The 15,563-nt window shown below is 39.3% G+C and carries 15 protein-coding genes; 11 read left to right on the top strand and 4 right to left on the bottom strand.

All coding sequences use genetic code 11. The annotated features are described in order from the left end of the window. Positions 1-182: 182 nt before the first annotated feature. The 3 genes from IQ236_RS22515 to IQ236_RS22505 form a co-directional block, all read right to left on the bottom strand. On the bottom strand, positions 183-1,832 hold the full coding sequence (locus tag IQ236_RS22515; RefSeq protein ID WP_193871360.1) for an efflux RND transporter periplasmic adaptor subunit: 1,650 nt from the start codon (positions 1,830-1,832) through the stop codon (positions 183-185). Between the two features lie 122 nt (positions 1,833-1,954). Further along, the gene (locus IQ236_RS22510) at positions 1,955-2,638 is read right to left on the bottom strand and encodes a DUF2834 domain-containing protein (protein WP_193871359.1); all 684 of its coding nucleotides are present in this window, start codon (positions 2,636-2,638) and stop codon (positions 1,955-1,957) included. Between the two features lie 91 nt (positions 2,639-2,729). After that, positions 2,730-3,080, bottom strand: a complete 351-nt coding sequence (locus IQ236_RS22505) for a metal-sensing transcriptional repressor (protein ID WP_193871358.1) — start codon at positions 3,078-3,080, stop codon at positions 2,730-2,732. 80 nt (positions 3,081-3,160) lie between these two features. Between IQ236_RS22505 and IQ236_RS22500 the strand changes: the two genes are divergently transcribed. Genes IQ236_RS22500 through IQ236_RS22490 form a run of 3 tightly spaced genes read left to right on the top strand, consistent with a single transcriptional unit; the run spans position 3,161 to position 5,186 of the window. Then, positions 3,161-3,487, top strand: a complete 327-nt coding sequence (locus IQ236_RS22500; protein ID WP_193871357.1) for a Tse2 family ADP-ribosyltransferase toxin — start codon at positions 3,161-3,163, stop codon at positions 3,485-3,487. Positions 3,488-3,511: 24 nt separating this feature from the next. Next, a complete protein-coding gene (locus tag IQ236_RS22495; protein WP_193871356.1) occupies positions 3,512-4,423 on the top strand; it encodes a hypothetical protein in 912 nt (303 codons plus the stop codon). A gap of 1 nt (position 4,424) precedes the next feature. Beyond that, positions 4,425-5,186 carry a DUF364 domain-containing protein gene (locus IQ236_RS22490; protein WP_193871355.1) on the top strand — a complete coding sequence of 254 codons (762 nt, stop codon included), beginning with the start codon at positions 4,425-4,427 and terminating at the stop codon, positions 5,184-5,186. Here the strand turns inward: IQ236_RS22490 and IQ236_RS22485 are convergent, their stop codons facing one another. Continuing rightward, the gene (locus IQ236_RS22485) at positions 5,187-5,435 is read right to left on the bottom strand and encodes a hypothetical protein (RefSeq protein WP_193871354.1); all 249 of its coding nucleotides are present in this window, start codon (positions 5,433-5,435) and stop codon (positions 5,187-5,189) included. A gap of 132 nt (positions 5,436-5,567) precedes the next feature. Here IQ236_RS22485 and IQ236_RS22480 point away from each other — a divergent pair, with 132 nt between their 5' ends. The 8 genes from IQ236_RS22480 (at position 5,568) to IQ236_RS22445 (ending at position 15,486) form a co-directional block, all read left to right on the top strand. Continuing rightward, the gene (locus tag IQ236_RS22480) at positions 5,568-6,017 is read left to right on the top strand and encodes a hypothetical protein (protein ID WP_193871353.1); all 450 of its coding nucleotides are present in this window, start codon (positions 5,568-5,570) and stop codon (positions 6,015-6,017) included. A 194-nt stretch (positions 6,018-6,211) separates the two neighbouring features. After that, positions 6,212-8,950: a class I SAM-dependent DNA methyltransferase gene (locus tag IQ236_RS22475; protein WP_193871352.1), complete on the top strand. Its 2,739-nt coding sequence runs from the start codon at positions 6,212-6,214 to the stop codon at positions 8,948-8,950. Between the two features lie 303 nt (positions 8,951-9,253). Continuing rightward, positions 9,254-13,237 (top strand): magnesium chelatase subunit H, encoded by a 3,984-nt coding sequence (locus tag IQ236_RS22470; RefSeq protein WP_193871351.1) that lies wholly within the window; start codon positions 9,254-9,256, stop codon positions 13,235-13,237. A gap of 187 nt (positions 13,238-13,424) precedes the next feature. Then, positions 13,425-14,006: a transposase gene (locus IQ236_RS22465; RefSeq protein ID WP_193871350.1), complete on the top strand. Its 582-nt coding sequence runs from the start codon at positions 13,425-13,427 to the stop codon at positions 14,004-14,006. A 116-nt stretch (positions 14,007-14,122) separates the two neighbouring features. Next, positions 14,123-14,413: a hypothetical protein gene (locus IQ236_RS22460; protein WP_193871349.1), complete on the top strand. Its 291-nt coding sequence runs from the start codon at positions 14,123-14,125 to the stop codon at positions 14,411-14,413. Beyond that, the gene (locus IQ236_RS22455; protein ID WP_193871348.1) at positions 14,410-14,901 is read left to right on the top strand and encodes a PIN domain-containing protein; all 492 of its coding nucleotides are present in this window, start codon (positions 14,410-14,412) and stop codon (positions 14,899-14,901) included. Before IQ236_RS22460 ends, IQ236_RS22455 begins: the two co-directional genes overlap by 4 nt. A 113-nt stretch (positions 14,902-15,014) precedes the next feature. Further along, positions 15,015-15,227 (top strand): hypothetical protein, encoded by a 213-nt coding sequence (locus IQ236_RS22450; RefSeq protein ID WP_193871347.1) that lies wholly within the window; start codon positions 15,015-15,017, stop codon positions 15,225-15,227. Then, positions 15,214-15,486: a type II toxin-antitoxin system RelE family toxin gene (locus IQ236_RS22445; RefSeq protein WP_193871346.1), complete on the top strand. Its 273-nt coding sequence runs from the start codon at positions 15,214-15,216 to the stop codon at positions 15,484-15,486. Before IQ236_RS22450 ends, IQ236_RS22445 begins: the two co-directional genes overlap by 14 nt. Positions 15,487-15,563: the final 77 nt, after the last annotated feature.

Genomic DNA, 15,563 nt, shown 5'->3' with positions numbered 1-15,563 from the left:
GAACAGGCATCTTGCCTGTTCAGTAGGGTTTGGGGTTTGGGGTTTCAGGATGGGCGAAAAACAATTCTTTTAGTTTAAACTTGAAACCTCAAACCTCAAATCCATTCCTTGATCCCCTAGTGAACAGGCAAGATGTCTGTTCCACCCTACTGAACAGGCAAGATGCCTGTTCCACATACTTATTATTGGGTTTTTGGTGTTTCCTGTTTTGAGGATGAAGCCGGAGCAGGTTGCTGTTTTTGATCCGCAATGGGGGTGCCATTTCGCAATTTAACCACACCATCGGTAACAATTTTTTCCCCGGCTTTTAACCCCGATAAAACCTCAAAGCTTTGACCTTGAATACTACCCAACTTCACCGGCTGTTGTTTAGCCACTAATTGCGTTTTTCCGCCTTCGGTTTTTTCTTCGGCGATAAACACAAAACTTTGATCGCCAATTCGACTAATAGCGGTGACTGGAACCGTAATTCCTGATTGTTGTTCCCAAATCACTTTAGCTCGAACAATTTGATCCGTTCGTAATTTATTCCCTCGGTTATCATAAATGGCTTTAACTAAAATAGTTTGGCTTCCCGTCCCCGCACTCGGAGCAATATAAGATACCTGAGAAGTTCCGATTAATTCTCCGGTTTCTTGGCTCAAAAGTTCTACCAGGGTTCCGGCTCTAACTTGAGATAACCGTTCGATGGGAATATTAATCTGAACTTCTAATAAATCATTTTGGCGAATACTGGTAATCTGGGTTTGGCTATCGACAAAATCCCCCGGTTTCACGAGCACATCTCCCACTATCCCAGTAATGGGGGATTTGATTTCATAATATTCTAGTTGTACCTGTTGAGCCGTTGCATCGGATCGGGCTTGATCAATATCTCGCTGGAGTCGTTTTACCTCCGATTCTTGAGCCGTAATCACATTCTGTTGAGCCATAATTTGTTCGTTCAGGGTTGAGGTTTGACGACTATAATCCTGCTTCGCACTTTGAACTTTAGCAACCGCCGCATCGACCCGTCTTTGTTGACCTTCAATTTGGGTTTTCAAGGTTGAAATTTGCCGATCTAAATTCTGTTGGGCGGTTCTGACTCTCGCTTCTAGGGACAAGACCTCTCGTTCTTGGGCTGAAAAATCCGCTTGGGTCGCTTCATAGTCTCGCAATTTTTCATCGTAAATTTCTGCTGAAACGACCCCTTGTTCATACAATTGTTGATAGCGATCATAGGCTTTTTTCCGTTCGTCCATAATCGCCCGTCTGCGTTCCCGTTCTTTAATCCCGACTTGTACATTCTCTTGAGCCGTTTTCAACTCATCCGCAGCCGAGGTATATTCTAATTCATACTGTAGTCGCTGTTTTTCTTTCTGTTCTGCGGCGAGGGTTTGTTGAGCATCTTCTAAATCCGCTTCTTGAGATTGGTAAGTCAGTTCCGCTTGAATTCGTCGCAGTTCGGCTCGTTGAGCATCTAAATTGGCTCTAGCACTATTCAACTGAGCAATTCTGGACTCAACGCTGGCTAATTGACTTTCATAATTCGCTTGTTGTTGGCGTCCGTCAATTTGAATCAGAGGGGTATTTTGAGAAACGCGATCGCCCAACCGCACATAAACTTGTTTCACCAAACCATTGACACGGGGTTGAATAATGGCATTCTGAACCCCTTCAACCCTAGCATTATAAATACTACTGTTTTTAACATTACTCGCTCCTACTGGAGCAATATTGACGGTAACAGGTGGGACAGTCGCTGCTTGAGGTTCACTACCACAGCCCGTCATCAAAATACTACCCAAAATCAGGGAAAAATAGGACTTCCAGAAGGGAGAATGCTGTTGCATAGTTTGGCTAGGGATAGGGAATCAATAACAGTCAATAACTCAATTGACAATACATCTTTGGAAATATAGCATAACGGGTCTTCTGGGAATTGGGGATTTACCACAATAATTCTTATCAATAGCTAATGTTCAACTGACAGGTCTGTTGATTCAGAGGTTGTTAACGGTTGAGTCTCGTTCAAGGGAATTCTGGTTATTAAATAAAATAGAGGGCCGAATAAAGGAACCAAGCTAACCCCCCAAAAGAGGGCCGGATTTTTCATTTCTCGTCTTGCCATATCATCTCCTAATAAAGCCGGAAATAGAAGACTTAATAAACAAAAGTCAAGACTCATCACATGGATAAAACGGCTGGTTTGCCACTGTTGAATAAAGTCTCCCCAGTTCCCTTGGGTTAATCCATAAGCGACTAAAATACTGGTTCCTAGGGTTAATAATAGTCCCGTAATTCGAGAATCCAAAACTTTTAGTAATCCTGATTTTTTTCCTGAAAATTGGGGATTAGGCTGCCGGAATGCTAAGTAGGGTAATATTGCAAAAGCTCCCACCCCAAAGGACAAGGTGGCAAAAGGCCAAGCCGGGATTTTTTGTCCCCGTCCATCCATAAACAGAACACAACTATAAATCAACGGCCAAATTCCCATAATATTAAATAGGGCAATAATTAAAGGATTAATCCCTGTCCAGTTTCCCGTTGAAAGATTTTGAATTAATGTAAAGGTATCGGGTTGATCCGGTGGCGCAAAAATAAACGCATACAGGATAAAACTTAGCCAAATTGATCCGAAAATGATTTTGTTTTTCATGGTTAACTCTCGGTTATCGCTATTAACTTTATGTTCTATATTGATTTTTTGTTTTACCCTGATAAACTGTAAACTATTGACGGATTATTGATTAAGGTAAAAATCGATCTAATGCTGCTTTTAAAGCTTCAATTTCATCATCAATATTGCCTTCTTGGGCGGCTCTAGCCACACATTCACTCAAATGTTCATCTAAAATAATTCGAGCTACCCGATCTAAAGCTCCTCGAATGGCGGCAATTTGAACTAACACATCAGGACAGGGACGATTTTCTTGTACCATTGTTTTAACGCCTCGAATATGTCCCTCCAGCCGTGATAGACGATTGACTATCTTTCGCAAAGATTCTTCACTATGAATATGGGGATGGCTAGAATGTTCAGGATGATGATGTTCTAGCAGATTGTTGAGTTCTTCTACCGTCGGTTCTAAGTCATTCATCTGTTTGTTAATATAAAATTGACAAATATTTAATCATTGTACCTTATTCTTCTACTTAGATTAGAACTTAATCCCCAGCAATGCCAGAAACACCTGTGCCTTTATACCGTCAAGGTAATGCGAATTCACCTCGGATGGACAACGTTCGCGATCGCGATGTTAATATATATGATTATAGTGGCGAACAATGGATTGAAGCCTTTTCCGGTGGCATTTCTACTTTTGAATCGCCCAAATTAGGTCGAAACTGGTGGCGTATAGATGCCGGAATACAAATTCCTGATAGTATAAATTTAATTAACGACCATAGCGACCATTGGCTCCGGCAACCAGCACATAATATGCGTTTATTAGAATATCAAGAATTACTTAAACAAGTAAACATTAATTTCATAAAATTTAATTAAAAAACACTTCTTAGGAGTTAAAAAATGGATTATTCTATTAATTTTTCATCAAAAGCAATCAAATTTGTTCTGGAGGCAATTGAATTTAGGCTGCAAAAATACCAAGAGCAACTTTCTAAATTAATCGACGAAGATGAAATTTCAGATATAGGGAATGACTGTTATTTTTTAGAAGCAATTGCTGAGGATATAAAAAAATATCAGATTGCTAATAAAAGCCAAAATTTAGAATTGTATAAACTTTCAAAACAGCAAAAATTTATCGATCAAGAACTAGCATCTGCTCCAACATATTTTTTAGAAGATAAGGTGAGATTTCCCATCCCAAATTATAATATTTCTAAAGATAAAGTTGCTAAAATTCAAGTAGAAAATCAAATTCCAGGTATTGAAAAAAAACTAATACCACTTGGCTGCATGGAATCCTTTGAAGTTTGGCTTCCCAAGACAGATAGGGCAATATTACTAGATGAAGATATTAAACTACTCAAAAATGACTGTGCTAGAATTGAAAAAATATGTGATCGTTTGTTTTCTTTGCTTGACTGTATATGTTCTGATAGCTATCAATGGAGGGAAAATGTAGATGAATTAGAAAAAATTACCCGTTGGGAAATTGCTCAGGAAAAGTTATTAGAATGTGGATTTGAGTATCAGGCAATCACCATAGATTACGAACCTACTCAAATATCTCCTAGAAGCCATAACTTTTTAGAAAGCAACAGTGATGTAGAATCTTGGGATGCTATACCTGAAAAATGGATAGTAACTCTGTACAATTTTGAGCAATCTGAATTTGGTTTTGGCTACAAACTAAACTCTCCTCCTTTCTGCTTTGAAATGCAAATATCGCGAAAATTGCACCCAGAAGTAAATAGAGCGGAAGCAGAAAGGGAGAAAATTTCTCCTTCATGTTCCTCTGCTTCTTTGACTTAAAATGAAAATTCATCCACGACAAATTTACGATCTCCTACTGGAGAAATCAAGCCATAGTAACGCAACGGTGCAGGAAATTATCTTGGGACTAACCTGGACATTCTGCCAAGCCGAGGGTATTGGGTTGTGTATGAGTCCGGGCCAACCCAATCGCACCTTATCCTGGTCAGGAACTTTAGTGGGTCAAGCCGTCGCTAATTTAGCCCCCTGGGTGCGTTCCTGGGATAGTTACCAAGCGACTATCGGTATGGCGGTGATCAATTCCGTGATTAATCCGACGTCACCGCTACTACCACAGGCTCAACCCCTATCTTCTCACGGTTCAGCTAATCTAGCTGTATTTGAGCATTTTCTGCCTTTAATTCAGGGAAAACGAGTCGTTGTTATTGGTCGCTATCCCGGACTTTCTCAGTACGAACAACAAGCAGATATTACCGTCCTAGAGCGTCAACCCATCGCTCAAGATTTACCCGACATCGCCTGTGAATACCTGCTCCCAGAAGCAGACTGGGTTTTCCTCACCGCTACTTCCATTGCTAATAAAACCTTTCCCCGCTTGGTGGAGTTGTCACAACAAGCGCAGTTAGTGTTAATGGGCCCTACAACTCCCTGGTTACCCGAATTAGCCCAGATGGGAATTAACTATCTGGCTGGGGTAGCCATCACCGATACCAACGCATTGCGACAAACCGTCGCTGAAGGAGGAGGAACTCGTATTTTTGATGTTGGGGTAGAATATTGTGTCTTAAAAATGGATAACTGATTACCAAGGAGAAGGAACATAATTTTTCAAAAAATGACCCAATAAAGGTTCAGATGGATTTTGAATTCCTTGAACAATTGGATCATAAATTCGAGCCATGCCATCAATATTATCTAAAGGGGGATAAAACCCTCGTTTTTGTTGATCATCTTGTTTTTGAGGATAGGGATTTTCATTCGTAATCCAACCCGTATCGATACTATTCATATAAATTCCATCTTGAGCATAATCTACAAAATTATTTTGCAAGAGTTATAATCTATCCTAAGAGAGAATTATTTCAGCAACTTACGAACAGAAAAATTATGTCTAGGGAAAGATTTAATTAGCCAGCTAGATCAAGTAAAAATGAAATATAAAATTCCAAAAAGATTGTATTCTATGAAACTCAATTATTTTACCCAATTGGCTTCAACGGTGGGACGCTGGATGATGACAACTTTATTTTTTATCTCAGCGATCGCCTTTTTTTGGCAAGGGATATTTTTCTCAACAAATATTGCTGCAATGGCTAATCCCACTCCTAGCTTGATTACCCTATCAGACGCAGGGAATCAAGTTAAAGAGAAAGTGAGTAAAGATACTGATCGAGCCAAAAATTTCATTGAAAATACGAAAGATCAGGTAAAACAAACCGCCAATAAAAATGCAGATCGAGTTGATCGAGCAACGGACAATAGTAATTTTCTGGAGCGCAAAGCCAGCAAAGATAGCGGACGCATTGAAGAAAGAGCCAATCAAGATGCTGCTCGGACTAAGAAAGCGGTAGACAATACAAAAAATGCCATTGAGCGCACCGTTGATAATATCAAAGATGCTTTTGGTAACTAAAGATTAAATTCTCCAAAATCAAGTTAATCTAACTATTTTCCCTAGATGGTAGGGTGCGTAAGTGCCAACGCACGCACCTCAACATCTAGGAACTATTTACCAAAAAAAATAAAACAGTCCTATACAGAAACCCAGTTGATCTATTAATCCTTAAGGAATATAATTAAACTTAGGATTAATCACGGATTGTACTAATGCCTACTACCCCAGAAAGTTTGCAGCAATTTGTTAATTATTGCCAACAGTATATTACTGGGGATGAGAAGGGGCAAGCACAAATTTTTTTAGATCGTTTGTTTCAGGCTTTTGGGTATGAAGGCGCATTACAAGCGGGAGCAACCTTTGAGCAACGCATTGAAAAAGCCGGGAAATCAGGAAATATGGGGTTTGCTGATTTACTCTGGAAAAATCATGTTTTAATTGAGATGAAAAAACGGGGGAGTGATCTGCAAGATCGAGAGTATCGCACCCAAGCTGAACGATATTATATTAGAATTAAAAAAAGCGATCGCCCGCGTTATGTAATTTTATGTAATTTTGATGAATTCCATATTTATGATTTTGATAATCAACCCGATGAACCCGTTGATATTATAGCGTTAGAAGATTTACCCAGACGCATTCCAGCCTTTACCTTTCTGGAAGCTAAAAATCTCCGTCCTCAGTTTAAAAATAATCAAGTTGAAATTACAGAAAAAGCCGCGAGACGCTTAGGAGATGTTTTACATTCTCTATTAGAACGCGGTGAAAAAAACAATTTTAGAAAATATACTCCCCTACAAGCGCAACGTTTTGTTTTACAGTGCGTTTTAGCGATGTATGCGGAAGATATTGGTTTACTTCCTCCGGCAATCTTTACCCGTTGTATACAAGATTGTCTGGAAGATCAAGAGAATGCTTATGATATTTTAGGGGGACTTTTTCAGGCGATGAATCAAACCGGGGTTGTACCTGATGGACGTTATGAAGGAGTAGACTATTTTAATGGCGGATTATTTCAAGAAATTCATCCGATTAAGTTAGAATACGGGGAGTTAAATTTATTATTTGCCTGTGCGGGTCAAGATTGGAGTAAAGTCCGTCCTTCTATTTTTGGTAATTTATTTGAAGGCGCTTTGAACTATACCGATAAAACCCAGAAGAAATCCAAACAACAACGTCATGCTCACGGCATTCATTTTACCTCGGAAGCTGATATTAGAAGTATTGTTTTACCCACTATTCGGGAATATTGGGAAACTCGAATCAATGAAGCGAATACTTTAACCGAGTTAAAACATTTATATCAGGAATTAATTGATTATAAAATTCTTGATCCGGCTTGTGGTTCAGGTAATTTTCTCTATGTTGCCTATCAAGAGTTAAAATATATTGAAAAAATCCTATTCGAGAAAATAGCTAATTTTGAGGATATTTCTGGCTATACTCAAAAAGTCAGTCCGCAACAGTTTTATGGCATGGATATCAATGCTTTTGCGGTAGAATTAGCCAAGGTGACTTTAATGATTGGCAGAAAAGTCGCTATTGATAAATTAGGTTTAAATGAACCTTCCTTACCTTTAGATACTTTAGATCAAAATATTATTTGTACCGATGCTTTATTTACGGAATGGGTTAAGGCTGATGCTATTATTGGTAATCCTCCGTTTTTGGGAGGTTATCGTATTCGTCAAGAATTAGGGGATGAATATGCTAAGAAAGTATTTAATAAATTTAATGATATGGAAGCGCAAATTGATTTTGCTTGCTATTGGTTTAGATTAGCGCATAATTCTATATCGAAAACGGGTAGAATTGGTTTAGTTGCAACTAATTCTATTTGTCAGGGGAAAAATAGAAAATCGAGTTTAGATTATATTATTGAAAATGAGGGTCATATTTATAATGCTATATCAAGTCAAGTTTGGTCGGGTGAAGCCGCCGTTTATGTTAGTATTGTCAATTGGTGTAAAATTTCGGTCAAATCTTGCTCTTTAGATGGCAATTTTGTTCCGCAAATTAATTCTAGTTTAACATCATTACTTGATGTATCTAAAGCTGTTAAATTATCTGCTAATTTTAAAAAAAGTTTTGTTGGTGTTCAACCTAATAGTCAAGGATTTTTTATTTCCCAAACACTGGCTGATGAATGGATTAAACAAAATAATCTAAATCTAACTGTTATTAAACAATTAATTTCTGCAACGGATTTAACTGATAATCCTAATGGTGAACCGAGTCGCTGGATTATTGATTTTCAAAATATGTCTCTTGAGGAAATTACTGATTACTATTTACCTTTTGAGCATCTAAAAACTCATGTCAAACCTGAGCGAGAAAACAACCGAGAGGCTGTTTTAAGAGAAAAATGGTGGCGTTTTAAACGAACAAATGAAGCGATGAGAAAAGCTTTAGGTAAATTATCTATTTGTTTTCTTATTCCTTGTCACTCTAAATGGTTTATCCCTTTACCATCTCCAATTCAATATTTACCCAATAATTCAATTACCGTAATTGCATCAGATGATTATTATATTTTAGGAATATTAACATCCAATATTCATAGAATTTGGGTAAAAGCGCAAAGTTCTACATTAGAAGATCGTACAAGGTATACTAATACAACTTGTTTTGAAACTTTCCCCTTTCCTCAAACCCCCAGTAAAAAGATTGTTGAGATTATTAGAAAAACAGCTATGGACTTACACGAGTATCGAAGTCAAGAAATGGAGAAAAAAGGCTGGGGAATTACTCAACTGTATAATCAATATTACCCTGAACCCGCCTCTAAACTATACAAATTGCATCAAAAACTCGATCAGTTCGTCAGGGAAGCTTATAATTTTAAACCAGAGGACAATATTTTAGAAAAACTCTTAGACTTAAATCAGGAATGCGCCGAAAAAGAAAAACGAGGAGAGGTGATTCTGGGTGCTGTTGCTCCTGATTTTTAAACAAACTGTAAAAAATATGAATCAATTCTGAGTTATTGCAAATAATTCCTAAGAATAAAACCGTGTAAAAAGTCAAGTAATATAAAAAAAAATTACATTTTTCTTGTCGAATTATTGCAAATGGGGGACAAATTTGCCCAGAATGCCCATTTTCTGGTAACAATACTCAAAGTGGAACAGTGGAACAGGCATCCTGCCTGTAACCCCCCTGTGACCTGTGACCTGTATCAGCCCTAATGATCTGGCGATGCCCATAGCCGATCACCTTAAGAGAGAGCAGACAAAAAAGGAACAAATTAAGATATGTTTACTTATGTAAAACCCACCATTAGACACATCAAGCCAGATGACCTGAACGGGCGACAACTGATGAAAGTCGTCTATGTGGTGTTAGAAGCGCAATATCAAAGTGCCTTATCGGCAGCAGTGGAGTCCATTAACAAAAATAACCCGAATGTGGCGATCGAAATTAGCGGTTATTTGATCGAAGAGTTACGATCTGCGGAAAACTACGAAAGTTTTAAACAAGATTTATCCCAGGCCAATATATTCATAGCCTCCCTGATTTTTATTGAAGATTTAGCCGATAAACTTGTTGAGGCCGTGACCCCCTATCGAGATACACTAGATGTGGCGGTGGTCTTCCCGTCCATGCCTCAAGTGATGCGCCTCAACAAAATGGGGACATTCTCAATGGCGCAACTGGGACAAAGCAAAAGTGCCATCGCCCAGTTCATGAAAAAACGGAAAGAACAGTCTGGGGGCTCTTTCCAAGACGCGATGCTGAAGTTGCTGCAAACTTTACCCAAAGTCCTGAAATACCTGCCCATGGACAAAGCCCAGGATGCACGCAACTTTATGTTATCCTTCCAATATTGGTTAGGGGGGTCTTCCGAAAACCTGGAAAACTTCTTACTGATGTTAGGGGCAAAATATGTGTTTACGGGTAAAGAAAAACTGCAATTTGCTGACCCCGTAACCTATCCCGATCTGGGTATCTGGCATCCCCTCGCCCCGAAAATGTTCGAGGATGCGAAAGAATATTTCCAATGGAATAACAGCCGCGACGATATTCCCGACGACCAAAAAGATCCCCTAGCGCCCTGTGTCGGCTTAGTGCTGCAACGCACCCACCTGGTAACGGGAGATGATGCCCATTATGTGGCAATGGTACAGGAACTCGAAGCGTTAGGGGCGCGAGTTTTACCTGTGTTTGCGGGAGGGTTAGACTTTTCTAAACCCATCGAGGAGTATTTCTGGGATAACCCCCCGAAAGGTATTCAACCCCAACCTATTGTGGATACTATTGTGTCCTTAACGGGTTTTGCTTTAGTTGGTGGCCCCGCTCGACAAGATCACCCGAAAGCGATAGACTCGTTAAAACGGTTAAACCGTCCCTATATGGTGGCCTTGCCCTTAGTCTTCCAAACCACTGAAGAATGGGAAGAAAGCGATTTAGGGTTACATCCGATCCAAGTGGCGCTGCAAATTGCTATTCCTGAACTCGATGGCGCCATTGAACCGATTATTATATCAGGACGAGATGGGGCGACGGGAAAAGCCATTGCGTTACAAGACCGCATTGAAGCGATCGCCCAACGTGCCTTAAAATGGGCTAATCTGCGGAAAAAACCGAAATTAGACAAAAAAGTTGCTATTACCGTTTTCAGTTTCCCCCCGGATAAAGGAAACGTCGGGACAGCCGCTTATTTGGATGTGTTCGGGTCTATTTATGAAGTCCTGAAAGCCTTAAAAGGCAATGGCTACGACGTTCAAGACCTGCCAGAGTCCGCCGAGAAACTGATGCAGGAAGTCATTCACGACGCCACCGCCCAATATCAAAGCCCAGAACTGAATATCGCCTATCGGATGTCCGTGACCGAATATGAACGGTTAACCCCCTATTATGACCGACTCAATGAAAATTGGGGGCCACCTCCGGGAACCTTAAACACCGACGGCGAGAATTTATTAATTTTCGGGAAACAGTTTGGGAATGTGTTTATCGGCGTTCAACCCACTTTCGGCTATGAAGGCGACCCGATGCGGTTGTTGTTCTCTCGGTCAGCCAGTCCCCATCATGGCTTCGCCGCCTACTATACCTATTTAGAAAAAGTCTGGCAAGCTGACGCGGTGTTACACTTCGGCACGCATGGATCGTTAGAATTCATGCCCGGTAAACAAATGGGAATGTCGGGAGAGTGCTACCCGGATAATTTAATCGGTAGTATTCCTAACCTGTATTACTATGCTGCCAATAACCCCAGCGAAGCGACTATCGCCAAACGTCGTAGTTATGCGGAAACCATTTCTTATTTAACCCCGGCTGCGGAGAATGCAGGGTTGTATAAAGGACTGCAAGAACTCAACGAGTTAATTGCCTCTTATCAAACCCTGAAAGATAGTGGTCGAGGCGTGGCAATTGTTAACAGTATTATGGATAAGTGCCGCTTGGTGAATTTAGACCAAGATGTCACTTTACCCGAAAAAGATGCGTCTGAATTAACCGCAGAAGAACGAGATCATATTGTTGGACAAGTGTATCGGCGGTTAATGGAAATTGAGTCGCGGTTGTTACCCTGTGGGTTGCACGTTATTGGGAAACCGCCAACGGCTGAAGAAGCAATTTCAACTCTGGTAAATATCGCTAGTATTGATCGGGAAGAAGAAAATCTTCTCAGCTTACCCCGAATTATTGCGAATAGCCTCAACCGCGATATTGAGGAACTTTACCGCAACAATAACTTAGGGGTATTAGCGGATGTGGAGTTATTACAAAAAATCACTGAAGCCACCCGCGCTGCTGTGACTGCGTTAGTCCACGAACAAACCGATGCCGAAGGACGGGTTTCCTTAGTCTCCAAACTCAACTTCTTCAATATGGGTAAAAAAGAACCCTGGGTTGAGTCTCTCCATGAGTTCGGTTTTAATAAAGTTGACCCCGAACCCATTAAACCGTTATTTGAGTATTTGGAATTCTGTTTACAACAGGTTTGCGCCGATAACGAGTTAGGTTCGTTGCTGCGGGCGTTAGAAGGAGAATACATCTTACCAGGGCCAGGAGGCGACCCCATCCGTAACCCCGATGTGTTACCGACGGGTAAAAATATGCACGCCCTCGATCCCCAGTCTATCCCCACCGCAGCAGCAGTCAAGTCCGCCCAAATCGTCGTAGAACGGCTGTTAGAACGGCAAAAGGTCGAAAATGGTGGAAATTACCCAGAAACCATCTCCGTCGTCCTCTGGGGAACCGATAACATCAAAACTTACGGGGAGTCCCTCGCCCAAGTGATGTGGATGGTGGGAGTTAAACCAGTACCTGATGCGTTAGGACGGGTGAATAAGTTGGAGTTACTGTCCTTAGAAGAGTTGGGTCGTCCGCGTATTGATGTGGTGATTAACTGTTCTGGGGTGTTCCGCGACTTATTTATTAACCAAATGGCGCTGTTAGATAAAGCGGTGAAAATGGCGGCGGAATCTGATGAACCGTTGGAAATGAATTTTGTTCGCAAACACGCTTTAGAACAGGCGAAAGAGTTAGGAGTTTCCGTCCGACAAGCGGCAACACGGGTGTTTAGTAATGCTTCCGGTTCCTATTCGTCTAACGTGAATTTAGCCGTTGAAAATAGCAGTTGGGAACAGGAATCTGAGTTACAGGAAATGTATTTGAAACGCAAATCTTTTGCCTTTAATTCAGATAATCCGGGGACAATGGAACAAGATCGAAATATCTTTGAGTCGGCGTTAAAAACCGCAGATGTGACGTTCCAAAACTTAGATTCTTCGGAAATTAGTTTAACGGATGTGTCGCACTATTTCGATTCTGACCCAACAAAATTAATCTCTAGTTTACGCAAAGATGGCAAAAAACCTGCCTCTTATATTGCGGATACAACAACAGCAAATGCTCAAGTTCGGACGTTATCAGAAACCGTTCGTTTGGATGCACGGACTAAACTTTTAAACCCGAAATGGTATGAAGGAATGTTATCTCATGGGTATGAAGGGGTGCGGGAATTGTCTAAGCGCCTTGTGAATACAATGGGATGGAGTGCAACGGCGGGTGCTGTGGATAATTGGGTGTATGAGGATGTGAATACAACGTTTATTGAAGATGCAGAAATGCAGAAACGTTTGATGAACTTAAACCCTCATTCTTTCCGTAAGATTATTAGCACGTTGTTAGAAGTGAATGGTCGCGGCTATTGGGAAACCAGCGAAGAGAATTTAGATCGTCTGCGGGAGTTATACCAAGAAGTTGAAGACCGTATTGAAGGGATTGAATAAAATCCTTTAAACAATCCATCATCCCCTGTAGAGACGTGCCATGGCGCGTCTCTACCAAGTCTAGGGAACACCACCGTGATCTGATATAAATATTAATTGAAGAGAGAGACGCGCCGTGGCTCGTCTCTACGAGGTTTAGAAAATATAGCCATGATGTAGGATAAAAATAAATATAGGATGGACAACGATGACATTATATAAAAATAAATATCGAATTGAATCTACACGATTACCTCATCATAATTATGCTGCCAATGGCTGGTATTTTGTCACCATTTGTACAAAGGATAAATTATGTTTTTTGAGTGATATCGTTTCCGATAATATTCAATTTTCTGCTATTGGTGAAATTGCCCATAAATTTTGGTCAGACATTCCGAATCATTTTCAGGATGTTTACCTAGATGCTTATATTATTATGCCTAATCATGTACATGGAATTATTGTTATTGAGCGATCGCAAAATCAAGGAGAGACACACGGAAATCATGAGGAGACGCGCCGTGGCACGTCTCTACAAAAAACGGATGAATCTAACAAATTTGCCCCCTTAAAACCAGGTTCCTTACAGGCTATTATTAATGCTTATAAATCTTCTGTCACCCGTTGGTGTCGTAAAAATGGTTACGATAACTTTGCATGGCAACCTCGATTTTATGATCATATCATTCGAGATGAACAATCATTAGCTAAGATTCAGGAATATATTGTTAATAATCCGGCTAAATGGAATGAAGATCAAGATAATCCTGCTAATTTGTGGATGTGATCTTGTCAGGGTTAGAAATATCCGTGTAGAAACGTCAAATGTTAGAGATGTCGCATACAACGTCTCTACCAACGTGATATAATTTTTGCTAAAGCTACCTCTATTAAGGGAAAAATATGGAATCATCAGTTAAAAATCTTCCTAAAATTGATGTTCGTGCTGCTGTAGGTTTAGCGCAAAACTATTTTAATAACTTACAGGATATGCTGGGTTCTTTTCAAAATTTACGATTAGAAGAAGTTGAATTATCGGAGAATAAAAAATTTTGGTTAATTACATTAGGGTTTGATTGTGTAAATCTTAATAATCCACTGCAAGTCGTTCCTCAATATATCAGAGAATATAAAATATTTAAAATTAATGCTGAAACCGGAGAAGTGGAATCGATGAAAATTAGAGAGTTATGATAGATGAACTATTCAAAAAATATAAACGGAAAGGAATTTTAATTGATACTAATATTTTGTTATTGTGGTTTGTTGGTTCGGTGAATCGTAACCGCATTTCCAGATTTAACCGAACTGAAAAGTTTATTCCAGAAGATTATGATTTATTGATTAATATTTTAAGCTATTTTTCCAAGATTGTTACAACACCGAATATTCTTACAGAAGTTAACAGTCTGATTAATCAAATCGGTGAACCAGAAAGAACCCAATGTTTAGAAATAATGAAAATTGGGATTAGGCAAATGCAGGAATTTTATATTGAAAGTAGCAATACAGTAGAAGTCGAAGGGTTTACAAAATTTGGGTTAACGGATACGGGTATTGTTAGTTTAGCACGCGATCGCTATTTAGTATTAACGGATGATTTAAAATTAGCTTACTATCTACAAAACGTTGGGATTGATACTGTTAATTTTAATAATATTCGGGTGTATGGTTGGAAATAATAATTATCTGATTATGTTTTTGTTCCCAGACTACAGCCAGGGAATACAATATCGATCTAAATATTAAGATGCTATAATGTAATAAATACTCTACCAAATCAACCCTTCTGATTATGCTAGAAATTCACAAAAATTATATTGTCGATGAAAATCAAAATCCGATTGCTGTCCAGATTCCAATTGCTGAGTTTGAGAAAATCGAAGAAATTTTAGAAGATTACTTCTTAGGTAAAATGATGGAAGATGCAGAAGATGCGGAAATTTTATCTAAATCAGAAGCTCTCAAATATTATCAAAGGTTAAAAGGAAATAATGTGGGTTGTTAGATATACAAAAAAGTTTTTAAAAGAAATGAATGCTCTCCCCCAAGAGGTTCAGTCTCGAATAGAAACTATTGTTTTTCAAGAACTTGAGTGTCAAAATCCATTTGAGTTAGGATATTTAAGTAAAATGAAAGGATATACTGATAAATATAAAATTAGAATAGGAGACTATAGAATTGGGATAACTGTTGATAAAAAACAACAAGTTATTATCTGTCAAAGAGTGGGTCATCGTCGAGAAATTTATCGAGAATTTCCGTAAGTGATTTTTCTAAATAAAGCAGATGATTATGATTGGTTTCGGATTGGTTACCCTGATGATTATGATAGTTTAATTAC

It is taken from the genome of Planktothrix mougeotii LEGE 06226 (genome assembly GCF_015207485.1).
In the GTDB taxonomy this organism is placed as follows: domain Bacteria; phylum Cyanobacteriota; class Cyanobacteriia; order Cyanobacteriales; family Microcoleaceae; genus Planktothrix.
This window is presented reverse-complemented; position numbering and strand designations above follow the sequence as displayed.